A 22,163-nucleotide genomic window follows, 5' to 3' on the forward strand; every position below is an offset into this window, starting at 1 on the left:
TGCCATGACCCGCGTCCAGCAAATCTATCCCGACAACAGGATCGTCCTGCGCGAGGTGGGACTGCGCGACGGCCTGCAGCTGGTGAAGACGTTTCCGTCAACGTCCGCCAAGCAGCGCTGGATGCGGGACGAATATGCCGCGGGCGTGCGCCATTTCGAGGTCGGCTCGTTCCTGCCGGCGAAGACCTTTCCGCAGTTCGCCGACGTCGGGGACATCATCCAGACGGTGGCGTCGCTGCCCGGCGCCTATGGCATCGCGCTGACGCTGAACGAGCGCGGGGTCAACGAGGCGCTGGCTTCAGGCGTCGCCGAAGTGGCGACGGTGGTGTCAGCGACCGAGGAACACAGCCAGGCCAACGCCAACCGTTCGCGCGAATCGGCCATCGCAAACGTCAAGCGGCTCTGCGAGTTGCGCGACGCCAGCGCGCACAAGCCGGTGGTGAACTCGGCGATCTCGATGGCGCTGGGCTGCTCGATCGTAGGTCCGGTCGATCCGAAGGAGGTGTTGCGGCTGACGGAAAAACTGTTTGAGGCCGGCGTCGACATGGTCGCGATTGCCGACACGGTGGGTTATGCCGGGCCGAAGCAGGTCGGCGAACTGACCGCGGCTGCGGTGAAAATTGCTGGCGCGAGGCCGATCTGCATCCACCTGCACGATACCCGCGGCATGGGCATCGCCAACGCCTCCGCCGCGCTCGACGCCGGCGCGCGTGTGCTCGACGGATCGCTGGGCGGCCTCGGCGGCTGCCCGTTCGCGCCGGGCGCGACCGGCAATGTCGTTTTCGAGGACCTCGTGTTCCTGTGCGAGAGCAAGGGATTTGCCACCGGCATCGACATCGAGAAGCTGATCGCGGTGCGCGGCGTCCTGAAATCGGAAATGCCGGATGAGGCGCTGTATGGCGGTCTGGCACGCGCTGGATTGCCGCGCGGGAAGGCAGCGTGATCTAGCACCTGCCTGGGTGGGCCGTGTCCCGGACGCGGTGCAGCGCCTCTTAGGCGATGCGCCCCATCCGGGGAACGCATGACGCAACTACAGCCGCGTCATCCGCAATCGCAGCGCGTTGCCGACGACGCTCACGGACGATAGCGCCATTGCCGCCGCCGCGATGATCGGCGACAGCAATAGCCCGAACGTGGGATAGAGAATGCCGGCGGCGATCGGGATGCCGGCGGCGTTGTAGATGAAGGCGAAGAACAGGTTCTGCCTGATGTTGCGCATGGTCGCCTGCGACAGGCGGCGGGCGCGGACGATGCCGCCGAGGTCTCCCTTCAGCAACGTGACGCCGGCGCTTTCCATTGCGACATCCGTTCCTGTGCCCATCGCAATGCCGACTTCGGCCGCCGCGAGCGCCGGCGCATCGTTGACGCCGTCGCCGGCCATCGCAACGATCTTTCCGGCTTTCTGCAGTTTTGCGACCACGGCGCTCTTCTGATCGGGCAGCACTTCCGCCTCGACATCGGCGATACCAAGGCCGCGCGCGACGGCGTTTGCTGTGGTCTTGTTGTCGCCGGTCAGCATGATCACCTTGATGCCTTCGGCAGCCAGCGCCTTCAGTGCGTCAGGGGTCGATGCCTTCACCGGGTCGGCGATAGCGAACAATCCCGCGAGTTTGCCATCAACCGCCATGTTGATCACGGTCGCGCCATCGCCACGCAGGCGCTCGCCCTCATCGTTCAACGCGCTGGCGTCAATGCCGAGGGACTGCAGGAAATTCCTATTGCCGAGCACGATGGTCTTGCCGTCGACCTTGCCGGTGGCGCCCTTGCCGGTCGGCGAGTCGAATGCCTCGACCTTGCCGAGATCGAGATTGCGCTCTTTGGCCGACCGCACGATGGCGTCCGCCAGCGGGTGTTCGCTGGCGCGCTCGACGCTCGCCGCCAGCCGCAAAAGCTCTACTTCTTCGAATCCCGCGGCAGAAACGATGGCGACCACCTTCGGCTTGCCTTCGGTCAGCGTGCCCGTCTTGTCGACCACCAGCGTGTCGACCTTCTCCATGCGCTCCAGCGCTTCGGCGTTCTTGATCAGCACGCCGGCCTGCGCGCCGCGGCCGACGCCGACCATGATCGACATCGGCGTGGCGAGGCCGAGCGCGCAGGGGCAGGCGATGATGAGGACGCTGACGGCGGCGACCAGGCCGAATGCCATGCGCGGCTCCGGCCCGAACCAGGTCCAGGCGCCGAATGCGAGCAGCGCCACGACGATGACGACGGGCACGAACCAGCCGGAGACCTGATCGGCCAGCCGCTGGATCGGCGCGCGGGAGCGCTGCGCGTCCGCCACCATCTTGACGATCTGCGACAGCAGCGTGTCGCGCCCGACCTTGTCGGCGCGCATTATGAAGCCGCCGGACTGGTTGAGCGTGCCGGCAATGACCTTGCTGCCGGGCTCCTTGGTCACCGGCATGGATTCGCCTGTGACCAGCGACTCGTCGAGCGAGGAGCGGCCTTCGAGGATGACGCCGTCCACCGGCACCTTTTCGCCCGGCCGGACCCGCAATTTGTCGCCCACCGCCAACGCGTCGATCTCGACCTCGTGATCGGCGCCGTCGTCGCCGATGCGGCGGGCGGTCTTCGGCGCAAGCTGCAGCAGCGCCTTGATCGCGCCTGAGGTCGCTTCGCGGGCACGCAATTCGAGCACCTGGCCGAGCAGCACGAGCACGGTGATGACTGCGGCGGCTTCGAAATAGACCGCGACCGCGCCGCCATGGCCGCGGAAGGTGGCCGGGAAGATGTCGGGCGCAACGGTGCCGATCGCGCTGTAGACATAAGCTACGCCCGTCCCCATCGCGATCAGCGTGAACATGTTGAGATTGCGCGTCACGAGCGACTGCCAGCCGCGCACGAAGAACGGCCAGCCGGCCCAGAGCACGACGGGGGTGGCGAACGCGAACTGAATCCAGTTCGACAGCGTCGGGTCCACCCAGCCATGAGCACCGACAAGATGGGTGCCCATTTCGAGGACGATGGCCGGCAGGGAAAGCACCAGGCCGATCCAGAAGCGGCGCGTCATGTCGGCGAGTTCCGGATTGGGGGGCGCATCGAGGCTTGCCACCTCCGGCTCCAGCGCCATGCCGCAGATCGGGCAGCTTCCGGGCCCGACCTGGCGGATCTCCGGGTGCATTGGGCAGGTGTAGATCGTGCCCTCCGGCACCGCTGCCTTCGGTCTCTTGTCCTTCTCAAGGTAAGCGGCGGGATCGGCGGCGAATTTGGTCCGGCAGCCGGCCGAGCAGAAATGAAAGGTTTCGCCGTGATGGTCGAAGCGGTGCTTGCTGGTCGCAGGATTCACGGTCATGCCGCAAACGGGATCGCGCACGGTCGCCGCACCGTCGGCGCGATGGCTGTGATCGGCGTGGTCGTGTCCGGCATGGTTATGCCCGCCGCAGCAGCCGCTCCTTGATACGCCATTTCGATCGGCGTTTTCATTCTTGTTCATCATCGTCTCCGGCACTTGAAACCTATACCCTGTAGGGGTATATAAGCCGCATGCGAAAAGACATCAAGGCATCCTGTCAGAAACGCCTCAGCCGGATCGAAGGCCAGGTTCGCGGCCTGTCACGAATGGTTGACGAGGACCGCTACTGCATCGACATCGTCACCCAGATCTCCGCCGTCCGGGCTGCGTTGCGGCGCGTCGAGGAGGAGGTATTGCGGGATCACGTGGCGCACTGCGTCGAGCACGCCATCACCAGCGGCAACAAGGCCGAGCAGCGCGAAAAGATCGCCGAACTGATGGACGTGATCAGCCGTTCCGACCGGTAGCATCGGCACCAAGTCCTTTGAGGTCGCCGACTATCTCGCCAGGGCCAACCGCGCGCCTTGATCCAGATCAGTCGTCAGTCGTGCCGGTGGCCATGTTTGCGCAACCGCGGCTTTTTGTCCGGGGTCGTCGGAATCATCACCACGCGGCCGTAGCGCACGCCGCGCTCGGCGATGACGTGATCGGCCAGGTGCCGGACCTCGCCGCTTGCGCCCTTCAGTGCCGTCACTTCCATACAACTATCGTCGTCGAGGTGTACATGCAGCGTCGCCAGCGATAGATCGTGGCGGCCGTGGAAATTCTGCACCAGCCGCTTTGAGAGGTCGCGCGCGGCATGATCGTAGACATAGACCAGCGCGGCAACGCATTGGCCTGATGGCGTCGCGCTCTCGGCACTTTGTTGCAGGCCGGCGCGGGCGAGATCGCGGATGATCTCGGAGCGGTTCTGATAGCCGCGGGCTTCCGCCGCCGCGTCGATCTCGGCGAGCAGCTCGTCTTCGATCGTGATCGTAATCCGTTGCATGGAAAATTCCGTTCTGGCTGCAGTATGATATTTCTATTGTATCGTCATACTGCGCTTGCTAGCGTGAAGCGCCGGGTTAAGTCGAGCTGATGCGGTCGCGCGCCGATTGTAGCAGTTATCATGCGGGGGCATGAGCGTTGCGTCGATCTGCTTTGGGGGCATTTTCCGCCGCCGCATCGCTGCTCGCGATGGTGTCGCCTGCAGACGCGCAGAGCGTAGCTGCCGCGGCGGCCGGCCAGCTTCCTGCTGTGACCATAAATCCTCCCGAAGTGCGTCCGCGCAACCGGGCCAGGCCGCCCCGCCGTCAACAAGCCTCGCAAAATCCAGCCGCCGTTCAACCGAGCGCACCTGTTCTGCTGCCCGCCAGCGGCGGCGTGACCTCCGGCTCCGCGACGGCGGGACCGACATACTTGCAACCGACCGCAGCCAGCGCCACGACGATCGGCGGCGCGGAAGTGAACGCCCGGCCTTTTTCGCGCGTCGGTGAGGCGTTGGAGGTGGTGCCCGGGCTGATCGTCACCCAGCATTCCGGCGAGGGCAAAGCCAACCAATATTTTCTGCGCGGCTTCAATCTCGACCACGGCACCGATCTCGCCATCAGCGTCGACGGCATGCCGGTCAACATGCCGACCCACGGCCACGGCCAGGGCTATGCCGATATCAATTTTCTGATTCCGGAGCTGGTGCAATCCGTCAATGTCCGCAAGGGGCCTTACTTCGCCGACCAGGGTGACTTCGCGTCCGCGGGCGCAGTTGCCATCGACTATGTCAACAGACTGCCGAAGAACGTTGCCGAACTGACGTTCGGCAGTTTCGGCTATCGCCGCGCGCTGGCGGCGGGATCGACGGCGGTCGGCGCAGGCACTCTGCTCAGCGCGTTCGAAGGCGTCGCATATAATGGTCCTTGGGACGTGCCCGACAATGTGCGCAAGCTCAACGGCGTGTTGCGCTACAGCCAGGGCACCGCCACCGACGGGCTTACGCTCTCGGCGATGGCCTATTCCAACGGCTGGAATTCGACCGACCAGGTGGCGCAGCGCGCGATCGACCAGGGAATCATCGGCCGGTTCGGGACGCTCGATCCGACCGATGGCGGCGTCTCGAGCCGATTTTCGCTGTCGAGCAACTGGGCGCAGTCGAGCGCTTATGGACAGAGCAAGATCAACGCCTATGTGATCAACTCGTCGCTGCGGCTCTACAACAATTTCACCTATTTTCTCGACGATCCCGTCAATGGAGACCAGTTCAGCCAGATGGACCGGCGCACGGTCTATGGGCTCAATGCCAGCCATGCCTTCGACATGCGCATAGGCGGCGTCGAAACGCAGACCCGTGTCGGGTTGCAGACGCGCAGCGATGATATCCATGTCGGCCTGTTCAAGACATTGCAGCGCGAGACGCTTTCGACCGTTCGTGAGGACAGCGTCAGCGAAGGCAATGTCGGCCTGTGGGCCGACACGACGGCGCGCTGGACCGACTGGCTGCGTACCACGGTCGGCATCCGCGAGGATTATTTTGCAGGCCGCGTCACGAGCGATACGCCGCAAAACTCCGCCCATGCGCAGGCGTCGATGACGAGCCCCAAAGCCGGCATCGTGCTGGGTCCGTGGTACAAGACCGAATTCTACGGCAATGCCGGTTACGGCCTGCACTCCAACGACATCAGAGGCGCGACCATCGCCGTCGATCCGATCGACAAGGTGACGCCGCAGGATCGCGTGCCGCTGCTGGTTCGCTCGAAGGGGGCTGAGATCGGCATCCGCACCAAAGCGATCCGGGATCTCACAAGCTCGCTTGCGGTGTTCGTGCTGGATTTCGATTCCGAGCTGCTGTTCGTCGGCGATGCCGGCACCACTGAGCCGAGCCGGCCCAGCCGGCGCGTCGGCGTGGAATGGACCAACCAATATCAGATGCTGCCGTGGATGCGGCTCGATCTCGATGTCGCCTACACCCGCGCCCGCTTCACCGACTTCGATCCTGCCGAAGATTTCATCCCGGGTGCGCCGGCATGGGTCGCGAGCGGCGGCGTGACATTCGGCGGCGAGGCCGGCTGGTTCGGCGCGCTGCGGGGGCGCTATTTCGGCCCGCGTCCCCTGATCGAGGACGGCAGCGCCCGTTCGCAATCATCGCTGATCTTCAACGCGCGCGCCGGCTACAAATTCGACAATGGCTTGCGGCTGCAGTTCGACGTGCTCAATCTCTTCAATGCGAAGACCAACCAGATCGAATACTACTATCTGTCGCGGCTGCCGGGCGAGCCGATCGGTGGCGTGGCCGATCGTCACGTGCATCCGGCCGAGCCGCTCGCGGTGCGACTGACGCTGGCGGGGAGGTTTTAGATTGCAGGGTGGGCAAAGGCGCTTTTGCGCCGTGTCCACCATCTTTCCGGATTGTTTGGTTTGGACGGTGGACACGCGGAGCCTGTCATCGGGCGCGCATTCGCGCGACCCGGTGGCTTTGCCCACCCTGCAATCCGTCGCTACGCCATCATCGCCGATGTCCACGGCCTCATGCGGCGCTCCGGCGGGCGGACCGGGACGTATTCGACGGCGAGATAATGTTCCGAGATGGTGACACGTTCGACCATCGTCGCACCGACAGTCACTTCTTCAGCCTCAGCCGGAACCGGCGTCTCTTCGTCAATCTCTTCAGGAACAAGCGGCGGCGACTTGACCTCTGGAAACACACCGAATTCGCCCGCTACCTCCGGGAGCGGCTTCTGCTTGTCGGCCCAGTGCAGGGCCGTGTAGTCGAAGCCGTGCACAATGGTGGGTTTGACGACTTCGAAATAGGGCGAGATGTCGAAATCGCGCGGCATGTAGAGCGAGGAATCGCGGATATGCAGGATTTCGCGCCGGGCCTTTCGCGAGGCGGCACGGGTAATCTTCGGCAGGATCGGGTAGCGCACGGCGTCAAACGCCTGCGCAATCAGCGCCGAGCAGATGATCTTGGTGGGATCGCCGGAGCCGAACGCGATCATGCGCCGCCGCCAGCGCTGCGGCACCGGCAGCGGAATCAGATAGCGCATCAGGTCGACGATGTTCTTGGTGTCGTAGCCGAAGCCGATACGGTTGATGGCGTAGCGGCACACCGTGGTGCGGTCCTCGTAGGACAGGCCGATCGGCCGACAGATGCGGGTGTGATAGGGAAAATATTTCGACAGCGGCGCAGAGGTGACGCCCTCGCCGATATTGGCCTCGATCAGCACGTGCGGCTCGCCGTCTGGCTCGGTGGCGCCGTCAACCGGGCCGACATAGAGCGCGCCATGCGACCAGGTGGACTGCGTGAGGTATTTGATAATGCCGGAGATGCGGTTGTTTCCTTCGACCAGCAGCACGTCGCCGGGCTGGATGACGCCGCGCAAATGTTCGGGGTCGCTGGGCGTGAACGGCTCATAGCCCGGTACTTCCTTTTGAAGGTAGCGGGCAATCAACTGGCCGATCGTGTCGAGCATTACGCCCATGAAACTCCCCCAGAGCGGCTTTTCTTCCGCTTTTTTTGTTTCCTTATCATGGTCGCAAGCCGTTTCAATTTAGTTCATGCGATCGGCGGATCAATCATGATTGATTTACCATGAGTGTTGCTGCCTCCCGTGAGATACGGCACAGTTCGCTAGCTGTTCTCGCGCCCTTCAGGTCCTGGAACCCAAGACATGACAATGACCCGCCGCACCTTCCTGTCGGCGTCCGCAGGCCTGGCGGCGGTTCCGGTTTTGTCTGGAGCGCGTGCGGGGGCCGCACCCTTGCCGCGGGACGCCGACATCGTGGTGATCGGCGCGGGTGCTGCCGGCATTGCTGCGGCGCGGCGGATCATGGCGGCGAACCGCAGGGTGATCGTGGTGGAGGCGGCGAGCCAGATAGGCGGCCGCTGCCAGACCGACGCTTCGACTTTCGACGTGCCGTTCGATCGCGGCGCGCGCTGGATGCACAATCCCGAGACCAATCCGATGATCAAGCTGGCGCGCGCCGCGGGTCTCGAGATCACGAGCGCGCCCTTCGGCCAGAAGATCCGCATCGGCCGCCGTAATGCCCGCGCCGGCGAGACCGAACAGTTTTTGGCGGCGCTGGTGCGCGCCAACCGCGCCATCGACGACGCCGCGCGGCGGTTCGATGTTTCCTGCGCATCTGTGCTGCCGAAAGATCTCGGCGACTGGGCGGACACGGCCGAATTCGTGCTGGGGGCCAGCTTCTCCGGCAAGGATCTGCAAGACGTTTCGGTCGGCGACAAGTCGCGCGCGCAGGACCGCAATACCGCGATCGGCTGCCGCCAGGGATTGGGTACGCTGATCGCAAAACTCGGCGAGCAGGTTCCGGTGGCGCTGTCGACACCGGCCAACCGGATTTCCTGGAGCAACCGCGACGTCATGGTGGAAACACCTGCCGGAAAGATCCTCGCCCGCGCTGCCGTCGTTACAGTGTCGAGTAACGTGCTGGCAGCGGGCAATATCAAGTTCGCGCCCGACATCCCGAAGCGCATGCTCGACGCCGCTTCGAAACTCAGTCTCGGCAGCTACGACCGGATCGCGCTGCAGATGTTGGGCAATCCGCTCGGCCTCGCCCGCGACGACGTCGTCATCGAGCAGAGCAATTCGACGAAGACGGCGCTGATATCAGCCAATATCGGCGGCTCGTCGCTCTGCACCCTCGATGTCGGCGGCTCGTTCGGCCGCGATCTTTCAGCGCAGGGCGAGAGCGCGATGGTAGCGTTTGCTGTGGAATGGCTGACGAAGCTGTACGGTAGCGAGGTGGCCGCCGCGGTGACGAAATCGAGCGCGACGCGCTGGAATGCCGCGCCGTTCGCGCTCGGCGCGATGTCGGCAGCCGGTCCCGGCGGGCAGTCCTCGCGAAAGGTTTTGACCGAGCCGATCGGCTGCATGTATCTCGCCGGCGAAGCCACTCATGAAACGCTGTGGGGAACGATCGACGGCGCCTGGGAGAGCGGCGAACGCGCGGCAGAGGCGGCATTGCGGCGGATCGGCGCCTTGAAGGGCCCCGAGCCGGAGACGCGGCCGGCGAAGCGACGGCGGCGCGCACCGTCTCCGAGCAACTAATGGCCCGTCCCAAGGCACTGATCTCCTGGTCGAGCGGCAAGGACTCGGCGTTCGCGCTACATGAAGTGCTGCGCGCCGGCGAATTCGAGGTCGTCGGCGCGCTGACCACGGTGACCGAGACGTTCGGCCGCGTCTCGATCCACGGCGTGCGGCAGGAGATCTTGCAGGCGCAATGCGAGGCCGCCGGCCTGCCGCAGCGGATCGTGCCGATACCCTATCCCTGTCCGAACGAGATTTACGAGGCGCGGATGGGCGAGGCGGTCGCGCAAGCGGTTGCCGACGGTGTCACGCACATGATCTTCGGCGATCTGTTTCTGGCCGACATCCGCGCCTATCGCGAACAGAAGCTGGCAGGCACTGGTATCACGCCAATATTCCCGCTCTGGGAACGGCCAACGCCGGAGCTCGCGCGAGCGATGATCGCGAGCGGGCTGGAGGCGCATGTCGCTACCGTCGATGTCAAGAAGATGCCGGCGAAGTTTGCGGGCCGCAAATTCGACGCAAGCTTGTTGGCCGATCTGCCTGCTGGCGTCGATCCTTGCGGCGAGAACGGCGAGTTTCACACTTGCGTGGTGGCAGGGCCGATGTTTTCGCAGCGGCTGGCGGTCAAGACCGGCGAACGCATCGAGCGCGATGGTTACGCCTATTGCGATTTCATTTTTCAGACTTGATTCGAATATCGCGATGTGCGATATTTCTCCATGAAGCCTGTTGCCTTCACCGCTGCGAGCGCACGCCAATGGGCAAAGCTATCTCCTGATATTCGCCGCCGGATCGATAGGCGGCTGACGGAGTTTGCCGAAAACGGGCGCGGCGATGTGAAGCGTCTCAAAGGGCGCGATGGCATGCGCCTTCGGGTCGGCGACTGGCGCGTGATCTTCTACGAGGATCAGGAAACGATAGTTGTCGCTGCTGTGGGGCACCGGCGAGAAATTTACGACTGAGAGGACATCATGAGCGTTCGATTTCAGAAGACCCCGCGCGGGGAAGTCGCAATTCTTCCGAAAAAGGATTACGAGCTTCTGGTCGCGAAGGCAGCAGAAGTCGACGAAGATGCGGGCACCGCGCGTATTGTCGCGAGAGCGCGCAAGGAAATTGCCGGCGGTGCGCCGCTACTCCCGAAAGATGTTGTCGACCGCATCGCTAATGGAGAGAATCCCGTACGGGCCCTGCGCGAATGGCGCGACGTCACTCAGATGTATCTCTCATTCAAGACCAACCTGAGCCAGAGCTATATTTCGGATATTGAAAACGGCCGGCGGACAGGCACGGCAGCGGCTCTTCGGCTCATTGCCAACGTACTAAACGTGCCGCTCGATCTGCTCGTTCAGGAAGACTGATCCGCTTTCAATCATCGCAACACTCCATCCAGCGCCGGCAGGCCGAAGATCACCGCCGCCGCGATCAGCGCGTAACAGATCGAGCGGAATACGGTCTCGCTGGCCTTGCCGAACAGCGAGGCGCCGAACCAGACGCCGAAGCCGTAGACGGGGCCGACCACCAGCGCGAATTTGATCGCATCCATCGTGATCAGTCCGGTCGCGGCGTAGCTGACGGCGGAGAAGAAGTCCGACGCGCCGAAGAACAGCACGATGTTGGCGCGCGCGATCACGGAAGGAATCGGCCGGCCGAGCCAGTAGCCGACGATCGGCGGCCCGCCGGTCTGGGCCAGCCCGCTGCAAAAACCCGATAGGCCGCCGATGCCGATCGAGACCGCCGCATGATCCTTGCCGCGATAGCGCCACCCCGAGAGCAGAAGCAACAGCAGAGCGAACACGAAGACGGAAATGATCCAGCGCGTCGTCACCGGCTCTAGCCGGCTCAGGAAATAGGTGCCGATCGGCACACCGATCAGCGCGCCGGTTACCATGATGGCGGTCGCCTTGCGGTCGGCCTTCTCCCACGCGTTCGGCAGCAGCGGCGCGGCGGCGACGAAATCGATGATCAGCAACAGCGCGGCCACCAGCCGCGGGTCGGCAATCGAGCTGGCCAGCGGCATGAAAATCAGCGCCGAGCCGAACCCGGAAAAACCGCGTGCCGTTCCCGAGACGAAGGCGACCGCGCAAATCGCGAGGGCGGCGTTAAGGCTGATATCAGCCGGAATAAGCGCCGCCGGATTCATGCGGCGTCATCCCCGCAAGGTTCCGCCGGTCTTCTTCGTCACCTCGGCCACGAGCTTCGCCGCCACTGCATCGATCTCCTGATCCGTCAGCGTCTTCTCGCGCGGCTGAATCGTCACGGCGATCGCAATCGACTTCTTGGCCGGATCGATGCCCTTGCCTTCATAGACGTCGAATACGGCTACATCGGTGATCAGCTTCTTGTCTGCGCCTTGCGCAGCGCGCACGATATCGCCGGCCTTCACGGTGCGATCGACGATGAAGGCAAAATCGCGCGACACCGGCTGGAACGCGGAGAGTTCGAGCAGCGGCTTGGCGCGGGTCGGCTTCTTCTTGGCATCGGGAATGCGGTCGAGGATGACTTCGAATGCGATCATCGGGCCATCGGCGCCGAGCGCTTCCAGCGCGCGCGGATGCAGTTCGCCGAAATAGCCGAGCACGTTCTGCGGGCCGATCTGGATCGTGCCGGAACGGCCGGGATGCAGCCACGCGGGACCACCGGGAACGATCTGCAACGCCTGCATCGGCGCTCCGGCAGCAGCCAGCACGGCGAACGCATCGGCCTTGGCGTCGAGCGCATCTGCTATGGCCGAGCCGGACCAGTGCCGGCCCATGCCGTTTGAGGACGCAAAGCCGTGGCGTACGCCTGAGGCTGCGACGAACTGGTTGTCCGGCTTGTCGCCCTTGAAGATCTGTCCGACCTCGAACAGCGCGACGTCGGAGTAGCCGCGGTTGGCGTTGGCCTGCGCCGCGGCGACGAGGCCCGGCAGCAGGCTCGGCCGCATGTCGGACATGTCGGACGCGATCGGGTTTGCGAGCACGAGCTCGGCCTGGCCGCCGCCGAACAACTCGGCATGCGGTTTGGAGATGAACGACCACGTCACGGCCTCCACCATGCCGCGCGCTGCCAGTGCGCGTTTGGCGCGACGGGTGCGGTTCTGGATTGTAGTCAGGACTGATTTTCGGGCGTCGTCGCCGCGCTCGAACGCCGTCATCGGCACCTTGTCGACGCCGACGATACGCACGACTTCCTCGACGATGTCGGCCTTGCCGTGCACGTCGGTGCGCCAGGAGGGAACCGCGACCTTCACCACCGGGCCGCTGCCGGCGACCATGAAGCCGAGATGGCCGAGGATGCGCCGCATCTCGACCAGCGGCACCTCGATTCCCGCCAGACGTTTGACCTCGCTCAGCGGGAAATCGATGATGCGATCGTCGCCGAACGCATTGCCGACGACCACGGTCTCCGACGGCGTACCGCCGCAGAGCTCCATCGCCATTTTGGTCGCAAGCTCGATCCCGGGCACCATGAAGGCCGGATCGACGCCGCGCTCGAAGCGGTAGCGCGCGTCCGAATTGATGCCGAGCTTGCGCCCGGTCTGCGCGATGTTGATCTCATTCCACAGCGCCGATTCGATCAGCACGTCTGATGTATTCTCGTCGCAGCCGGAGGTCTCGCCGCCCATGATGCCGGCGAGCGATTCGACGCCGTGCTCGTCGGATATCACGCAGATCGAGGGATCGAGCGTGTAGGTGCGGCCGTCGAGCGCCAGCAGGCTTTCGCCTTCTTTGGCGCGGCGTACGGTGAGATTGCCCGTCACCTTCCTGGCGTCGAACACATGCAGCGGCCGGGCGCGGTCATAGGTCATGAAGTTGGTGATGTCGACCAGCGCATTGATCGGCCGCAGCCCGATCGAGGTCAGCCGCTTCTGCAGCCAGTCCGGAGAGGGACCGTTCTTGACGCCGCGCACCAGCCGCAGCGCGAAGCCCGGGCACAGCGTGGCATCTTCCACCGTCAGTTTCACCGGACAGGGGAATTCGCCCTTGACCGGCTTGATGCCGGGGTCGATGAACTTGCCCATATCGGCGGCGGAGAGGTCGCGCGCGATGCCGTGTACGCCGGTGCAATCCTGGCGATTCGGCGTCAGGTTGATTTCGAGCACGGGATCGCCGAGGCCTGCCCATTCGGCATAGCCCTTGCCGATCGGGGCGTCGGCCGGCAATTCCATGATGCCGTCATGGTCCTCGGAAAGCTGCAGTTCGGCCGCCGAGCACAGCATGCCGCGGCTCTCGACGCCCCGGATCGTGCCGACGCCGAGCGTGATGTTCTTGCCCGGGATGAACGTACCGGGCGGCGAGAACACGCTGACGAGCCCAGCGCGCGCATTCGGCGCGCCGCAAACCACCTGCACCGGCGCAGCACCATCGCCGGTGTCGACCATGCAGACCCGCAGACGATCGGCATTGGGATGCTGCTCGGCCGAGATCACCCGCGCGATGGAGAATGGCGCAAGCGCCTTGCCCTTGTCCTCGATGCTCTCGACCTCGAGCCCGATCATGGTGAGCTTGTCGGCAAGCTTTTCCAGCGGCTCGTCGGTGTCGAGATGTTCCTTCAGCCAGGAGAGCGTGAATTTCATGGTGCGTTCCTAGAAAACCTCAACCAGCCGGAAGCGTTCGCACATCAGCATCATGTCTTCGCGAAACTTGCCTTGCCGGCCGAAATAGGTGCGGTGTGCCTTGCGCCAATAGGCGAGGCTGCGGTCGCCTTCGCCTTCTTCGTACGCAAAGGCAGCATCGACTTCGCCGAACCGGCGGTAGGTGACGTCGGCGGTTTCGATCACGCAACGCGGCGTGCCGCGTCCATCGACCACGATCCAGCGTTCGCCCGGCGTCGACGTGTTCGGCTCGTCCTCGGTGGAGCAGGTCGCGGTCTTCACGCCCTTGATCACGAGGTCGAGCAACTCGTCCGCCAGCCTTGGCCCGTCGCCGAAGGCGAAGGATCGCAAACCCTGATATTTCGCAGGGACAGCACTCACGTGCTCAATCCCCCCGCGAGCGTCGGGACGTCGAGCGGCTTGAAGCCGTAATGCGAAAGCCAGCGCACGTCGCTTTCGAACAATTGCCGCAAGTCGGCGATGCCGTATTTCAGCATCGCGATGCGGTCGATGCCCATGCCCCAGGCGAAGCCCTGGTAGACGTCGGGATCGATGCCGCAGGCGCGCAGCACGTTTGGATGCACCATGCCGCAGCCAAGAATCTCCAGCCAGTCCTCGCCCTCGCCGAAACGGATCTCGCCCTTGTCGCGCCGGCATTGGATGTCGACTTCGAGCGAAGGCTCGGTGAACGGGAAGAACGACGGCCGGAACCGCATGTTGATGTGGTCGACCTCGAAGAACGCCTTGCAGAACTCGTGCAGGATCCATTTGAGGTGGCCGAGATGCGAGCCCTTGTCGATGACGAGGCCCTCGACCTGATGGAATTGCGGCGTATGGGTCGCATCCGAATCGATGCGATAGGTGCGGCCCGGGCAAACCACGCGGATCGGCGGCTTCTGCGACAACATTGTGCGCACCTGCACCGGCGAGGTGTGGGTACGCAGCAGCATGCGCGAACCGTCTTCCTTCGGATTGAAGAAGAACGTGTCGTGCATCTCCCGCGCCGGATGACCCTCGGGAAAGTTCAGTTTTGTGAAATTGTAATCGTCGGTCTCGATATCGGGGCCTTCGGCGATCGAAAATCCCATGTCGGCGAAGATCGTGTTGACCTCCTCGAACACCTGGCTCAGCGGATGGATGCGACCCTGTTCGGCCGCCGCCTCCCGCAGCGGCAGCGTAACGTCGATGGTCTCGGAGGCAAGCCGGGTGTCGAGCGCCGCCGATTTCAGGATGTCGCGGCGTGCGGTGAGCGCCTGCGTAACCTTGTCCTTGGCGAGGTTGATCGCCGCGCCTTGCGTCTTGCGCTCGTCCGGCGACATCTTGCCCAGCGTCGCGAGCAGCGCGGAGATCGAACCCTTCTTGCCGAGCGCCGCGACGCGCACGGCTTCGAGCGCAGCTTCGTCGCCGGCAGCGGCGATATCGGAGAGAATGGATTTTTCGAGTGTGGCGAGGTCGGACATGGCGACGGTACCTTTGAGGAACGCGTGCTCGCAGTCCAAACGGGACCGTCATGATCCGCGAAGGCGGATGATCCAGTAACCCCCGGAGTCAAAATGTCGGTCGGTCGTTACTGGATGCCCCGCCCCAGTGCGCAATGGCGCACAAGGCGGGGCATGACACCGGAATTGCAAGAACGCCGCAGCGATTGCGAATTAGGCCGCCAGCGCGGCCTTGGCCTTTTCGGCGATCGCCTGGAACGCCGCCGGCTCGTTGATGGCGAGATCCGACAGCACCTTGCGATCCACCGTGATGCCCGACTTCGAGAGGCCGTTGATGAAGACGCTGTAGGTCATGCCGTACGGGCGCACAGCGGCATTGAGACGCTGGATCCAGAGCGCGCGGAAGGTGCGCTTCTTGCGCTTGCGGTCGCGGAACGCATATTGGCCGGCCTTCTCGACCGCGGCCTTGGCGGCGCGGATGGTGTTCTTGCGGCGGCCGTAAAAACCCTTGGCGGCCTTGTAGACTTTCTTGTGCTTGGCGTGGGCGGTCACACCGCGTTTGACGCGAGACATGACTGATATCCTTGATCAGAACTAAGATGACGGGATCGCCGCGCGGGCGCGGCTCGGCTGCTGTGGCGTGAACGCGATCAGGCGTTCGGCAAGAAGTACTTCTTGACGTTGTCGCCGTCGGTCTTGAACAGCACGCGGGTGCCGCGGAGCTGACGAATCTGCTTCTTCGTCCGCTTGATCATGCCGTGGCGCTTGCCGCGCTGGGCATGCATCACTTTGCCGGTGGCAGTCACCTTGAAGCGCTTTTTAGCGCCTGACTTGGTCTTCAGCTTGGGCATTTGGCTCTCCTGTGGCCGCAGAAAAACGCGCCCGCGGGGCGCTTTTGCGGCTTAAAATGCTCGTTAGAGCGTTGAAAGTGCTCAGGTTTTCCCCAAAAAGCGAGGCAACCCGCACGGACATCGACACGGCAGCCCTTGATCAGCCGGGCGATGAAGGTCGGGCTTATGGCAGAGGAAACGCCAAATGGCAACGATGAACCGCGGGGGGCGGTGCCGCTACTTACGCCGTGATGTCGTCAATCACCTCGGTGCGGAGCAGGAAGAATGACCCGATTTCAGCGATCGATTGCCTGTCTTAACGTGTTTCCCGGCCTGCGCTCCCTGTGCTGGCTTCCCGTATTCGCAGCGCTTGCCGCGGTGGCCGCGCCCGGTGGTGCCGATGCCGCCACCAGAAGGGCCGCAGGCGTCTATGATGGCACCTGGAACGTGATCTTCGCCACCACGCGGGGCAATTGCAGTTCCGGGTACAGCGTCCCGTTTACTGTCGCCGGTAACCGCGTGTTATCGGCCGGCGGCGGCCGGGTTTCCGGTTCGGTCAATCGCACCGGCGCGGTTGCGGTCAAGGTTTCCGTTGGCGCCTCCAAGGCCAGCGGCGGCGGCCGGCTCGCCGGCACCAATGGTGCGGGCGCATGGAGCGGCATCATCACCGGCGACCGCTGCAGCGGCACCTGGCAGGCCACGCGGACCTGATCGCTCGCAAAGCAAACGGCCCGCCGGATCCGACGGGCCGCTCTCAATTCCGCTCACTCACATCAACGCGGCGCCAGCACCATCACGACCTGGCGCCCCTCGAACCTGGCATCCTGCTCGACCTTGGCGAACTCGGCAACGTCCGCCTTGACCTTGTCCAGGAGCTTGGTGCCGATTTCCTGGTGCGCCATTTCGCGGCCACGGTAGCGCAAGGTGATCTTGACCTTGTCGCCTTCCTCGAAGAACCGCTGCATGGCGCGCATCTTCACGTCGTAGTCGTGATCGTCGATCATCGGCCGCAGCTTGATCTCCTTGATCTCGACGATCTTCTGCTTCTTGCGCGCCTCGGCGGCTTTCTTCTGTGCCGAATACTTGAACTTCCCGTAGTCCATAATCTTACAGACGGGAGGATTGTTGTTCGGCGAAATCTCGACGAGATCCATGCCCGCCTCGAGGGCCATCTTGATGGCGACCACGGTCTCGACCGTTCCGTGGTTGGTGCCGTTCTGATCGATCAGCTGGATCTGCGCGTTGCGAATATCATCGTTGGTGCGCGGCCCGTCTTTGGTTGCAGCGGGCGGGGCTCTGTTGGGACGGCGAATGGGTAACTCTCCAAAGTTGTGAAAGAAGGGCGGTAGTTTGAAGCAATACGCTGAAGACAGCAAGCGAACTCACGGTCTGCGCCCGAAAACCGTCAAATGCGAGGCATTTCGGTCACGTCCGGCAAATATAGCGCGGCGGCCTGATCCGCAAGCGCCGGGCGGTCGCGCTTGACCCATGAAGCGCGCTCGCGGACAAAGCCGTGGGCAAGAGTGACAGATCCATGACCAATTCAGCGACAATCGACCAGGAACCGGCCCTTATCGAGGTGGGAGAGGGCGATGGCCGCCGCCGGATCGCGGTGCGCGCCCGTGCCGGCAGCGGGCCCGGGCTGTTCTGGCTCGGTGGCTTCAATTCCGACATGCGGGGCACCAAGGCGCTCGCGCTGGACGCCTGGGCCGCGGAACACGGCCGGGCTTGTATTAGATTCGATTATTCCGGCCATGGCGAATCAGGCGGCGCTTTCATCGACGGCACCATCGGGCGCTGGCTGGAAGAGAGCGTTGCGGTATTCGAGCAGTTCTGCCGGGGCTCGCAGGTCGTGATCGGCTCATCGATGGGGGGCTGGATGGCGCTCCTGCTGGCGCGCGCTATTGCCAACCGTGAGGCCAGGCAGGCGAATCTCGCCGGGCTGGTGCTGATCGCGCCGGCGCCGGACTTTACCGAGCAATTGATGTGGAACGGCTTCTCCGACGAGATTCGCGAGGAGATCACGACCAAGGGCGTGTGGATGCGGCCGTCGGAGTATGATGATGGCGCGCCCTATCCGATCACGCGCGCACTGATCGAAGAGGGGCGGAATCACCTGCTGCTCGGCAGCGCCATCGACGTGGGGTGCCCGGTCCGCATCCTGCAGGGCGCGCAGGACCCGGACGTGCCCTGGCAGCATGCCTTCGCGCTGGCGCACCGGTTGCCGGCCGAAGACGTGGTGTTGACCATGATTCAGGACGGCGATCACCGCTTGTCGCGCCCGCAGGACATCGCGCGGATTCTCGCGGCCGTGGCGGAGATGGGGTGAGTTCTCGCCGCAACCACGGTGTCATCGTCCGCCACCGTGTTCGCGCGAACGCGCGCCCGATGACAGGCTCCAGCGGATGATTCAGTACGCCGCGCCTATCGATTAACGTCGCATTCTCTGGAATACTGGATGCCCCGCTTTCGCGGGGCATGACGACCGGAGATAAACGATGAACACTTCCACCATGCTCCGCGCCTTCTGCGACGCCGTCGAGCAGCGCAACAGCAAGGCCTTTGCGGAACTGTTCACCGAGGACGGCGTCTATCACGACGTTTTCTACGGCGCATTCGCCGGCCGCGCGAAAATCGCAGGCATGATCGACGACTGGTTCTATCGCACGGCCACCGATTTCCGCTGGGACATGCACGACCCCGTCAGCGACGGCGAGACGCTCTATGCGCGTTACACCTTCAGCTACCGCTCGACGCTGCCGGAAGCGCAAGGTGCACGCGCGATGTTCGAGGGGGTCGCGATCATGCGGCTGCGCGACGGCAAGATCGTGGAATATCACGAGGTCGCCAACACCGCGCCGGCGTTCGCCGATCTCAAATTTGCGCCGGAGCGGATTGCCAAGATCGTGGCTAAGCAGGGCGCGGCGCTGAAGGCGCGGCCGGAGATGAAGCGGCATCTGGAGTGACGCCCTCTCTGTTTGTCATCGTCCGCGAAGGCGGACGATCCAGTACGCCGCGGCTTCTCGGTTTTGCTCCGCGCTCTCTGGAATACCGGATGCCCCGCTTTCGCGGGGCATGACAATTTTGCGCTACGGCGGCGGCACGTTTGTCATCGGCTTGCGCTGCGCCAATGCCGCGACCGTCGATGTTCCGATCGGCCCATGCTCGTCATAGAGCCAGCACTCGCCGATCGCGATGCCGTCGGTGGCGTGATGGTTCACCACGTCGAAGCCGATCCATGGCGTCACGGGAAGGCGGTGCAGATACAGCGTGACGTCGCTGTTGATGTAACCCAACCCCTGATCGCCGGCATTGGCGAAGGGGCTGGCGAAATCGGCGCCCGTGGCGACATGCACGAAGGGCGACATCGGCACGCCCTCGACGAGTTCGCGCACCTCGCTCATCCACAGACGCCGCGGCCCGAGCGAACCCATGTGGCCGACGATCGGCCGCGTGGTCCATTTGCCGTTCATGCCGAGCCTGGGATCCGTCGGCTTTGGAATGTCCGCGGGCTTCGGCGCATCCCAGTCCGGCGGCGACCAGACATTGCCCGGCGCGTTTTCCGTCTTGCGCAATAACTGGCAGGAGGCGCGCGCCATGCTGGTGCCGCCGGAGAAGAACTCGGCCTCCACCACCCTGATGCGCATGCCGTCGCGGACAAGCTTGGTCGTGACCTCGATCGGCGTCGTGACGTTTGGCAGGCGGAACATGTCGACGGTAAGCCGCGCCGGCACGAACTCGCTGGAGCCGTGGCGCTGCTCGATCACGTGCGCAAGCAGGCCGATGACGACACGGCCGTGCAATGAATTGGTGTCCCAAGGGCCGTTCGAAACGGGCGTGGGCGTGAAGGTGTCGTTGATGCGGTTGTGCGTGAAGAACGGCTGGTTTTTTGTCATGGCCGGCGACCATGGCGGATTTCACTCCACCTGTCATCGTCCGCGAAAGCGGACGATCCAGTACGCCGCGGCATATCACCTTATCCGAGGTGTCTCGGAGTACTGGATGCCCGCCGGAGCCTGTCATCGGGCTCGCCTACGGCGAGGCCCGGTGGCGGGGCATGACGGAGGAGATTAGATCCCACTCCTCAAGCACGGTTTCGTCCGTCTCGCTGCCTATCGCCTTCGCAGCCAGCGCCTCGAATCGCTCCCGATTCACCAATTGCGACATCGCCCACACCGCCGCGCCGCGCACCAGCGGGCTTGCATCGTCCAGCAATCGCTCCGCCTCGCTCGCCAGCGACGGCTGCTCCGCATTGCCGATCGCGATCAGCACGTTGCGGACAAAGCGGTCGCGGCCGATGCGCTTGACCGGCGATTTCGAAAACAGCGCGCGGAAGGCGGCGTCGTCGAGCCGCGCCAGCTCCGCCAGCGACGGCGCACGCAATTCCGCGCGCGCGGCGAGTTTCGTCTCGCGGCCCTGTTGCGCGAACTTGTTCCACGGGCACACCGCGAGGCAATCGTCGCAGCCATAGATGCGGTTGCCGATGCTTTTGCGAAATTCGTGCGGGATCGGGCCCTTGTTCTCGATCGTCAGGTAGGAAATGCAGCGCCGCGCATCGAGCTTGTAGGGCGCCGGGAAAGCCGCCGTCGGGCAGATTTCCTGGCAGGCGTTGCAGGAGCCGCAATGATCGGTGTCGACGGTGTCGCGCGGCAGGTCGGATGCGGTGAAGATGGCGCCGAGGAACAGCCATGAGCCGAATTCGCGCGAGACGAGATTGGTGTGCTTGCCTTGCCAGCCCAGTCCCGCCGCCTGCGCCAGCGGCTTTTCCATTACCGCTGCGGTGTCGATGAACACTTTCACTTCCTCGCCCGATGCCGCGACCAGCCACCGCGCCAGCGTTTTCAGGCGCTTCTTGATGACGTCGTGATAGTCGTCGCCCTGGGCATAGGCGGAGATCGCGCCGCGTGTGCGCTTTTCGAGAAGCGCGAGCGGATCGTCATCGGGTCCGTAATTGAAGCCGAGCATGATGATTGACCGCACGCCCGGCCACAGCACGCGCGGATCCATCCGCCGCTCGGGTTGCGCCGCGAGCCAGTCCATGTCGCCATGTGCGCCGGCATCGAGGAATTCGCGGAAATATTTTCCGGCATTGCCGATCGCGTCGGGATCGGTGACGCCGATGCAGTCGAAACCGAGCGCCTTCGCTTCGCGCACGAGCGCGGACTTCAGATCGGCAGCGGCAAGTTTGACGCCCTGGTTCAGAAGTCGAGGTCCACGTAGGTCCGCGACGCCGGTACCCCCGCCAGCCATTCGCTCAGGAGCGGGCGGAACGACGGGCGGGATTTCACCCGCGCGTACCACATCTTTGCCGCTTCGTCCTCGCTCCATGGCACATCGCCCAGATAATCGATCGCCGAAAGGTGCGCCGCGGCGGCGAGATCCGCGTAGGTCAGCCGGTCGCCGGCGAGGAAATTCCGCGTCTGCGCCAGCCAGCCGATATAGGCCAGATGATAGCGCACATTGGCCTTGGCCGCGCGGATCACATCGGCCGCCGGCGCGCCGCCGCCATTTTCCTCGCTCATGAAACGCTTATAGATGCGCTCGGTCACCAGCGGATTCGATGCCTCCTCGAAGAATTTCTCGTTGAACCACGCCATCAGCCGGCGCACCTCGACGCGCTCCGCCATCGAGGCCGGCAACAGCCGGCGCTCGCCGGCTTCCAGGCCGTGCGTCTCGTCGAGATATTCGGCGATGATTCCTGCGCCGGGGATCGGCGGAAAGCCGTCAGCCATCAACACCGGCGTGGTGCCCGCGGGATTGAGCACGAGAAACCCTTCGCGCCGCTCCCAGGCCCGCTCTTCCACCAGGCGCAGGTCGAGGCCATGTTCGCCCAGCACCAGGCGAATGAAGCGCGAATGCGGACAGAACGGATGGTGATAGAGCGTGTACATGAAATCCTTGAACAATTCGCGGCGACGCTCAAGGAACCCGAGCGGTCAAGCCGCGTCATGCGAATCGCGACACTGGAGCCTATTCGGTTCTGCCTCAAATCAGAACCGAATAGGCTCT

At 64.0% G+C, this 22,163-nt stretch carries 23 protein-coding genes; 10 read left to right on the forward strand and 13 right to left on the reverse strand.

Going from position 1 to position 22,163, the window contains the following annotated elements; genetic code table 11:
* Nucleotides 1-4: 4 nt before the first annotated feature.
* On the forward strand, nucleotides 5-943 hold the full coding sequence (locus LMTR13_RS00290; protein ID WP_065726181.1) for a beta/alpha barrel domain-containing protein: 939 nt from the start codon (nucleotides 5-7) through the stop codon (nucleotides 941-943).
* An 87-nt stretch (nucleotides 944-1,030) separates the two neighbouring features.
* Here the strand turns inward: LMTR13_RS00290 and LMTR13_RS00295 are convergent, their stop codons facing one another.
* Nucleotides 1,031-3,433 carry a heavy metal translocating P-type ATPase gene (locus LMTR13_RS00295; protein ID WP_269465886.1) on the reverse strand — a complete coding sequence of 801 codons (2,403 nt, stop codon included), beginning with the start codon at nucleotides 3,431-3,433 and terminating at the stop codon, nucleotides 1,031-1,033.
* 50 nt (nucleotides 3,434-3,483) lie between these two features.
* On the opposite strand from LMTR13_RS00295, the gene LMTR13_RS00300 reads away from it, so the two are divergent.
* A complete protein-coding gene (locus LMTR13_RS00300; protein WP_065726183.1) occupies nucleotides 3,484-3,759 on the forward strand; it encodes a metal-sensitive transcriptional regulator in 276 nt (91 codons plus the stop codon).
* 74 nt (nucleotides 3,760-3,833) lie between these two features.
* Here LMTR13_RS00300 and nikR read toward each other — a convergent pair whose 3' ends face one another.
* Nucleotides 3,834-4,280, reverse strand: coding sequence for a nickel-responsive transcriptional regulator NikR (gene nikR, locus LMTR13_RS00305; protein WP_065726184.1), 447 nt, complete (start codon nucleotides 4,278-4,280; stop codon nucleotides 3,834-3,836).
* Nucleotides 4,281-4,468: 188 nt separating this feature from the next.
* On the opposite strand from nikR, the gene LMTR13_RS00310 reads away from it, so the two are divergent.
* Complete coding sequence (locus LMTR13_RS00310) at nucleotides 4,469-6,619, forward strand: TonB-dependent receptor (RefSeq protein WP_065732300.1); 2,151 nt, start codon at nucleotides 4,469-4,471, stop codon at nucleotides 6,617-6,619.
* 140 nt (nucleotides 6,620-6,759) lie between these two features.
* Here the strand turns inward: LMTR13_RS00310 and LMTR13_RS00315 are convergent, their stop codons facing one another.
* A complete protein-coding gene (locus LMTR13_RS00315; RefSeq protein WP_065726185.1) occupies nucleotides 6,760-7,743 on the reverse strand; it encodes a YiiX/YebB-like N1pC/P60 family cysteine hydrolase in 984 nt (327 codons plus the stop codon).
* Nucleotides 7,744-7,932: 189 nt separating this feature from the next.
* Between LMTR13_RS00315 and LMTR13_RS00320 the strand changes: the two genes are divergently transcribed.
* Genes LMTR13_RS00320 through LMTR13_RS00335 form a run of 4 tightly spaced genes read left to right on the forward strand, consistent with a single transcriptional unit; the run spans nucleotide 7,933 to nucleotide 10,670 of the window.
* The gene (locus LMTR13_RS00320) at nucleotides 7,933-9,330 is read left to right on the forward strand and encodes a flavin monoamine oxidase family protein (protein ID WP_065726186.1); all 1,398 of its coding nucleotides are present in this window, start codon (nucleotides 7,933-7,935) and stop codon (nucleotides 9,328-9,330) included.
* Complete coding sequence (locus LMTR13_RS00325) at nucleotides 9,330-10,001, forward strand: Dph6-related ATP pyrophosphatase (RefSeq protein ID WP_065726187.1); 672 nt, start codon at nucleotides 9,330-9,332, stop codon at nucleotides 9,999-10,001. The genes LMTR13_RS00320 and LMTR13_RS00325 overlap by 1 nt, the downstream gene beginning before the upstream one ends.
* A 30-nt stretch (nucleotides 10,002-10,031) precedes the next feature.
* Entirely contained in the window at nucleotides 10,032-10,274 is a 243-nt protein-coding gene (locus LMTR13_RS00330; protein WP_065726188.1) for a type II toxin-antitoxin system RelE family toxin, read from the forward strand.
* Nucleotides 10,275-10,283: 9 nt separating this feature from the next.
* On the forward strand, nucleotides 10,284-10,670 hold the full coding sequence (locus LMTR13_RS00335) for a helix-turn-helix domain-containing protein (RefSeq protein ID WP_065726189.1): 387 nt from the start codon (nucleotides 10,284-10,286) through the stop codon (nucleotides 10,668-10,670).
* 11 nt (nucleotides 10,671-10,681) lie between these two features.
* On the opposite strand, the gene LMTR13_RS00340 is transcribed toward LMTR13_RS00335, so the two are convergent.
* The 6 genes from LMTR13_RS00340 to rpmI all read right to left on the reverse strand — a co-directional run bounded on the left by LMTR13_RS00340 (nucleotide 10,682) and on the right by rpmI (nucleotide 16,175).
* Nucleotides 10,682-11,452, reverse strand: coding sequence for a sulfite exporter TauE/SafE family protein (locus tag LMTR13_RS00340; RefSeq protein WP_065726190.1), 771 nt, complete (start codon nucleotides 11,450-11,452; stop codon nucleotides 10,682-10,684).
* Nucleotides 11,453-11,458: 6 nt separating this feature from the next.
* Entirely contained in the window at nucleotides 11,459-13,867 is a 2,409-nt protein-coding gene (gene pheT / locus LMTR13_RS00345) for a phenylalanine--tRNA ligase subunit beta (protein WP_065726191.1), read from the reverse strand.
* Between the two features lie 9 nt (nucleotides 13,868-13,876).
* A complete protein-coding gene (locus LMTR13_RS00350; protein ID WP_065726192.1) occupies nucleotides 13,877-14,266 on the reverse strand; it encodes an ASCH domain-containing protein in 390 nt (129 codons plus the stop codon).
* Nucleotides 14,263-15,345: a phenylalanine--tRNA ligase subunit alpha gene (gene pheS / locus LMTR13_RS00355; protein ID WP_065732301.1), complete on the reverse strand. Its 1,083-nt coding sequence runs from the start codon at nucleotides 15,343-15,345 to the stop codon at nucleotides 14,263-14,265. Before pheS ends, LMTR13_RS00350 begins: the two co-directional genes overlap by 4 nt.
* A 192-nt stretch (nucleotides 15,346-15,537) precedes the next feature.
* Nucleotides 15,538-15,897 carry a 50S ribosomal protein L20 gene (rplT, locus tag LMTR13_RS00360; RefSeq protein ID WP_028347928.1) on the reverse strand — a complete coding sequence of 120 codons (360 nt, stop codon included), beginning with the start codon at nucleotides 15,895-15,897 and terminating at the stop codon, nucleotides 15,538-15,540.
* A 77-nt stretch (nucleotides 15,898-15,974) separates the two neighbouring features.
* Nucleotides 15,975-16,175: a 50S ribosomal protein L35 gene (gene rpmI, locus LMTR13_RS00365; protein WP_008539890.1), complete on the reverse strand. Its 201-nt coding sequence runs from the start codon at nucleotides 16,173-16,175 to the stop codon at nucleotides 15,975-15,977.
* A 264-nt stretch (nucleotides 16,176-16,439) separates the two neighbouring features.
* Here rpmI and LMTR13_RS00370 point away from each other — a divergent pair, with 264 nt between their 5' ends.
* Entirely contained in the window at nucleotides 16,440-16,865 is a 426-nt protein-coding gene (locus LMTR13_RS00370; RefSeq protein ID WP_065726193.1) for a hypothetical protein, read from the forward strand.
* Between the two features lie 62 nt (nucleotides 16,866-16,927).
* Here LMTR13_RS00370 and infC read toward each other — a convergent pair whose 3' ends face one another.
* A complete protein-coding gene (gene infC, locus LMTR13_RS00375) occupies nucleotides 16,928-17,467 on the reverse strand; it encodes a translation initiation factor IF-3 (RefSeq protein WP_028347926.1) in 540 nt (179 codons plus the stop codon).
* Nucleotides 17,468-17,688: 221 nt separating this feature from the next.
* Between infC and LMTR13_RS00380 the strand changes: the two genes are divergently transcribed.
* Together LMTR13_RS00380 and LMTR13_RS00385 are read left to right on the forward strand one after the other, a co-directional pair.
* A complete protein-coding gene (locus tag LMTR13_RS00380) occupies nucleotides 17,689-18,483 on the forward strand; it encodes an alpha/beta hydrolase (protein ID WP_065726195.1) in 795 nt (264 codons plus the stop codon).
* Nucleotides 18,484-18,652: 169 nt separating this feature from the next.
* The gene (locus LMTR13_RS00385) at nucleotides 18,653-19,120 is read left to right on the forward strand and encodes a nuclear transport factor 2 family protein (protein ID WP_065726196.1); all 468 of its coding nucleotides are present in this window, start codon (nucleotides 18,653-18,655) and stop codon (nucleotides 19,118-19,120) included.
* Nucleotides 19,121-19,243: 123 nt separating this feature from the next.
* On the opposite strand, the gene LMTR13_RS00390 is transcribed toward LMTR13_RS00385, so the two are convergent.
* The 3 genes from LMTR13_RS00390 to LMTR13_RS00400 all read right to left on the reverse strand — a co-directional run bounded on the left by LMTR13_RS00390 (nucleotide 19,244) and on the right by LMTR13_RS00400 (nucleotide 22,045).
* A complete protein-coding gene (locus LMTR13_RS00390) occupies nucleotides 19,244-20,050 on the reverse strand; it encodes an acyl-CoA thioesterase domain-containing protein (protein WP_065726197.1) in 807 nt (268 codons plus the stop codon).
* Nucleotides 20,051-20,186: 136 nt separating this feature from the next.
* Nucleotides 20,187-21,404, reverse strand: coding sequence for a tRNA epoxyqueuosine(34) reductase QueG (gene queG / locus LMTR13_RS00395; protein WP_065726198.1), 1,218 nt, complete (start codon nucleotides 21,402-21,404; stop codon nucleotides 20,187-20,189).
* Nucleotides 21,353-22,045, reverse strand: a complete 693-nt coding sequence (locus LMTR13_RS00400) for a glutathione S-transferase family protein (RefSeq protein ID WP_065726199.1) — start codon at nucleotides 22,043-22,045, stop codon at nucleotides 21,353-21,355. The genes queG and LMTR13_RS00400 overlap by 52 nt, the downstream gene beginning before the upstream one ends.
* Nucleotides 22,046-22,163: the final 118 nt, after the last annotated feature.

It is taken from the genome of Bradyrhizobium icense (genome assembly GCF_001693385.1).
Classification (GTDB): Bacteria; Pseudomonadota; Alphaproteobacteria; order Rhizobiales; family Xanthobacteraceae; genus Bradyrhizobium; species Bradyrhizobium icense.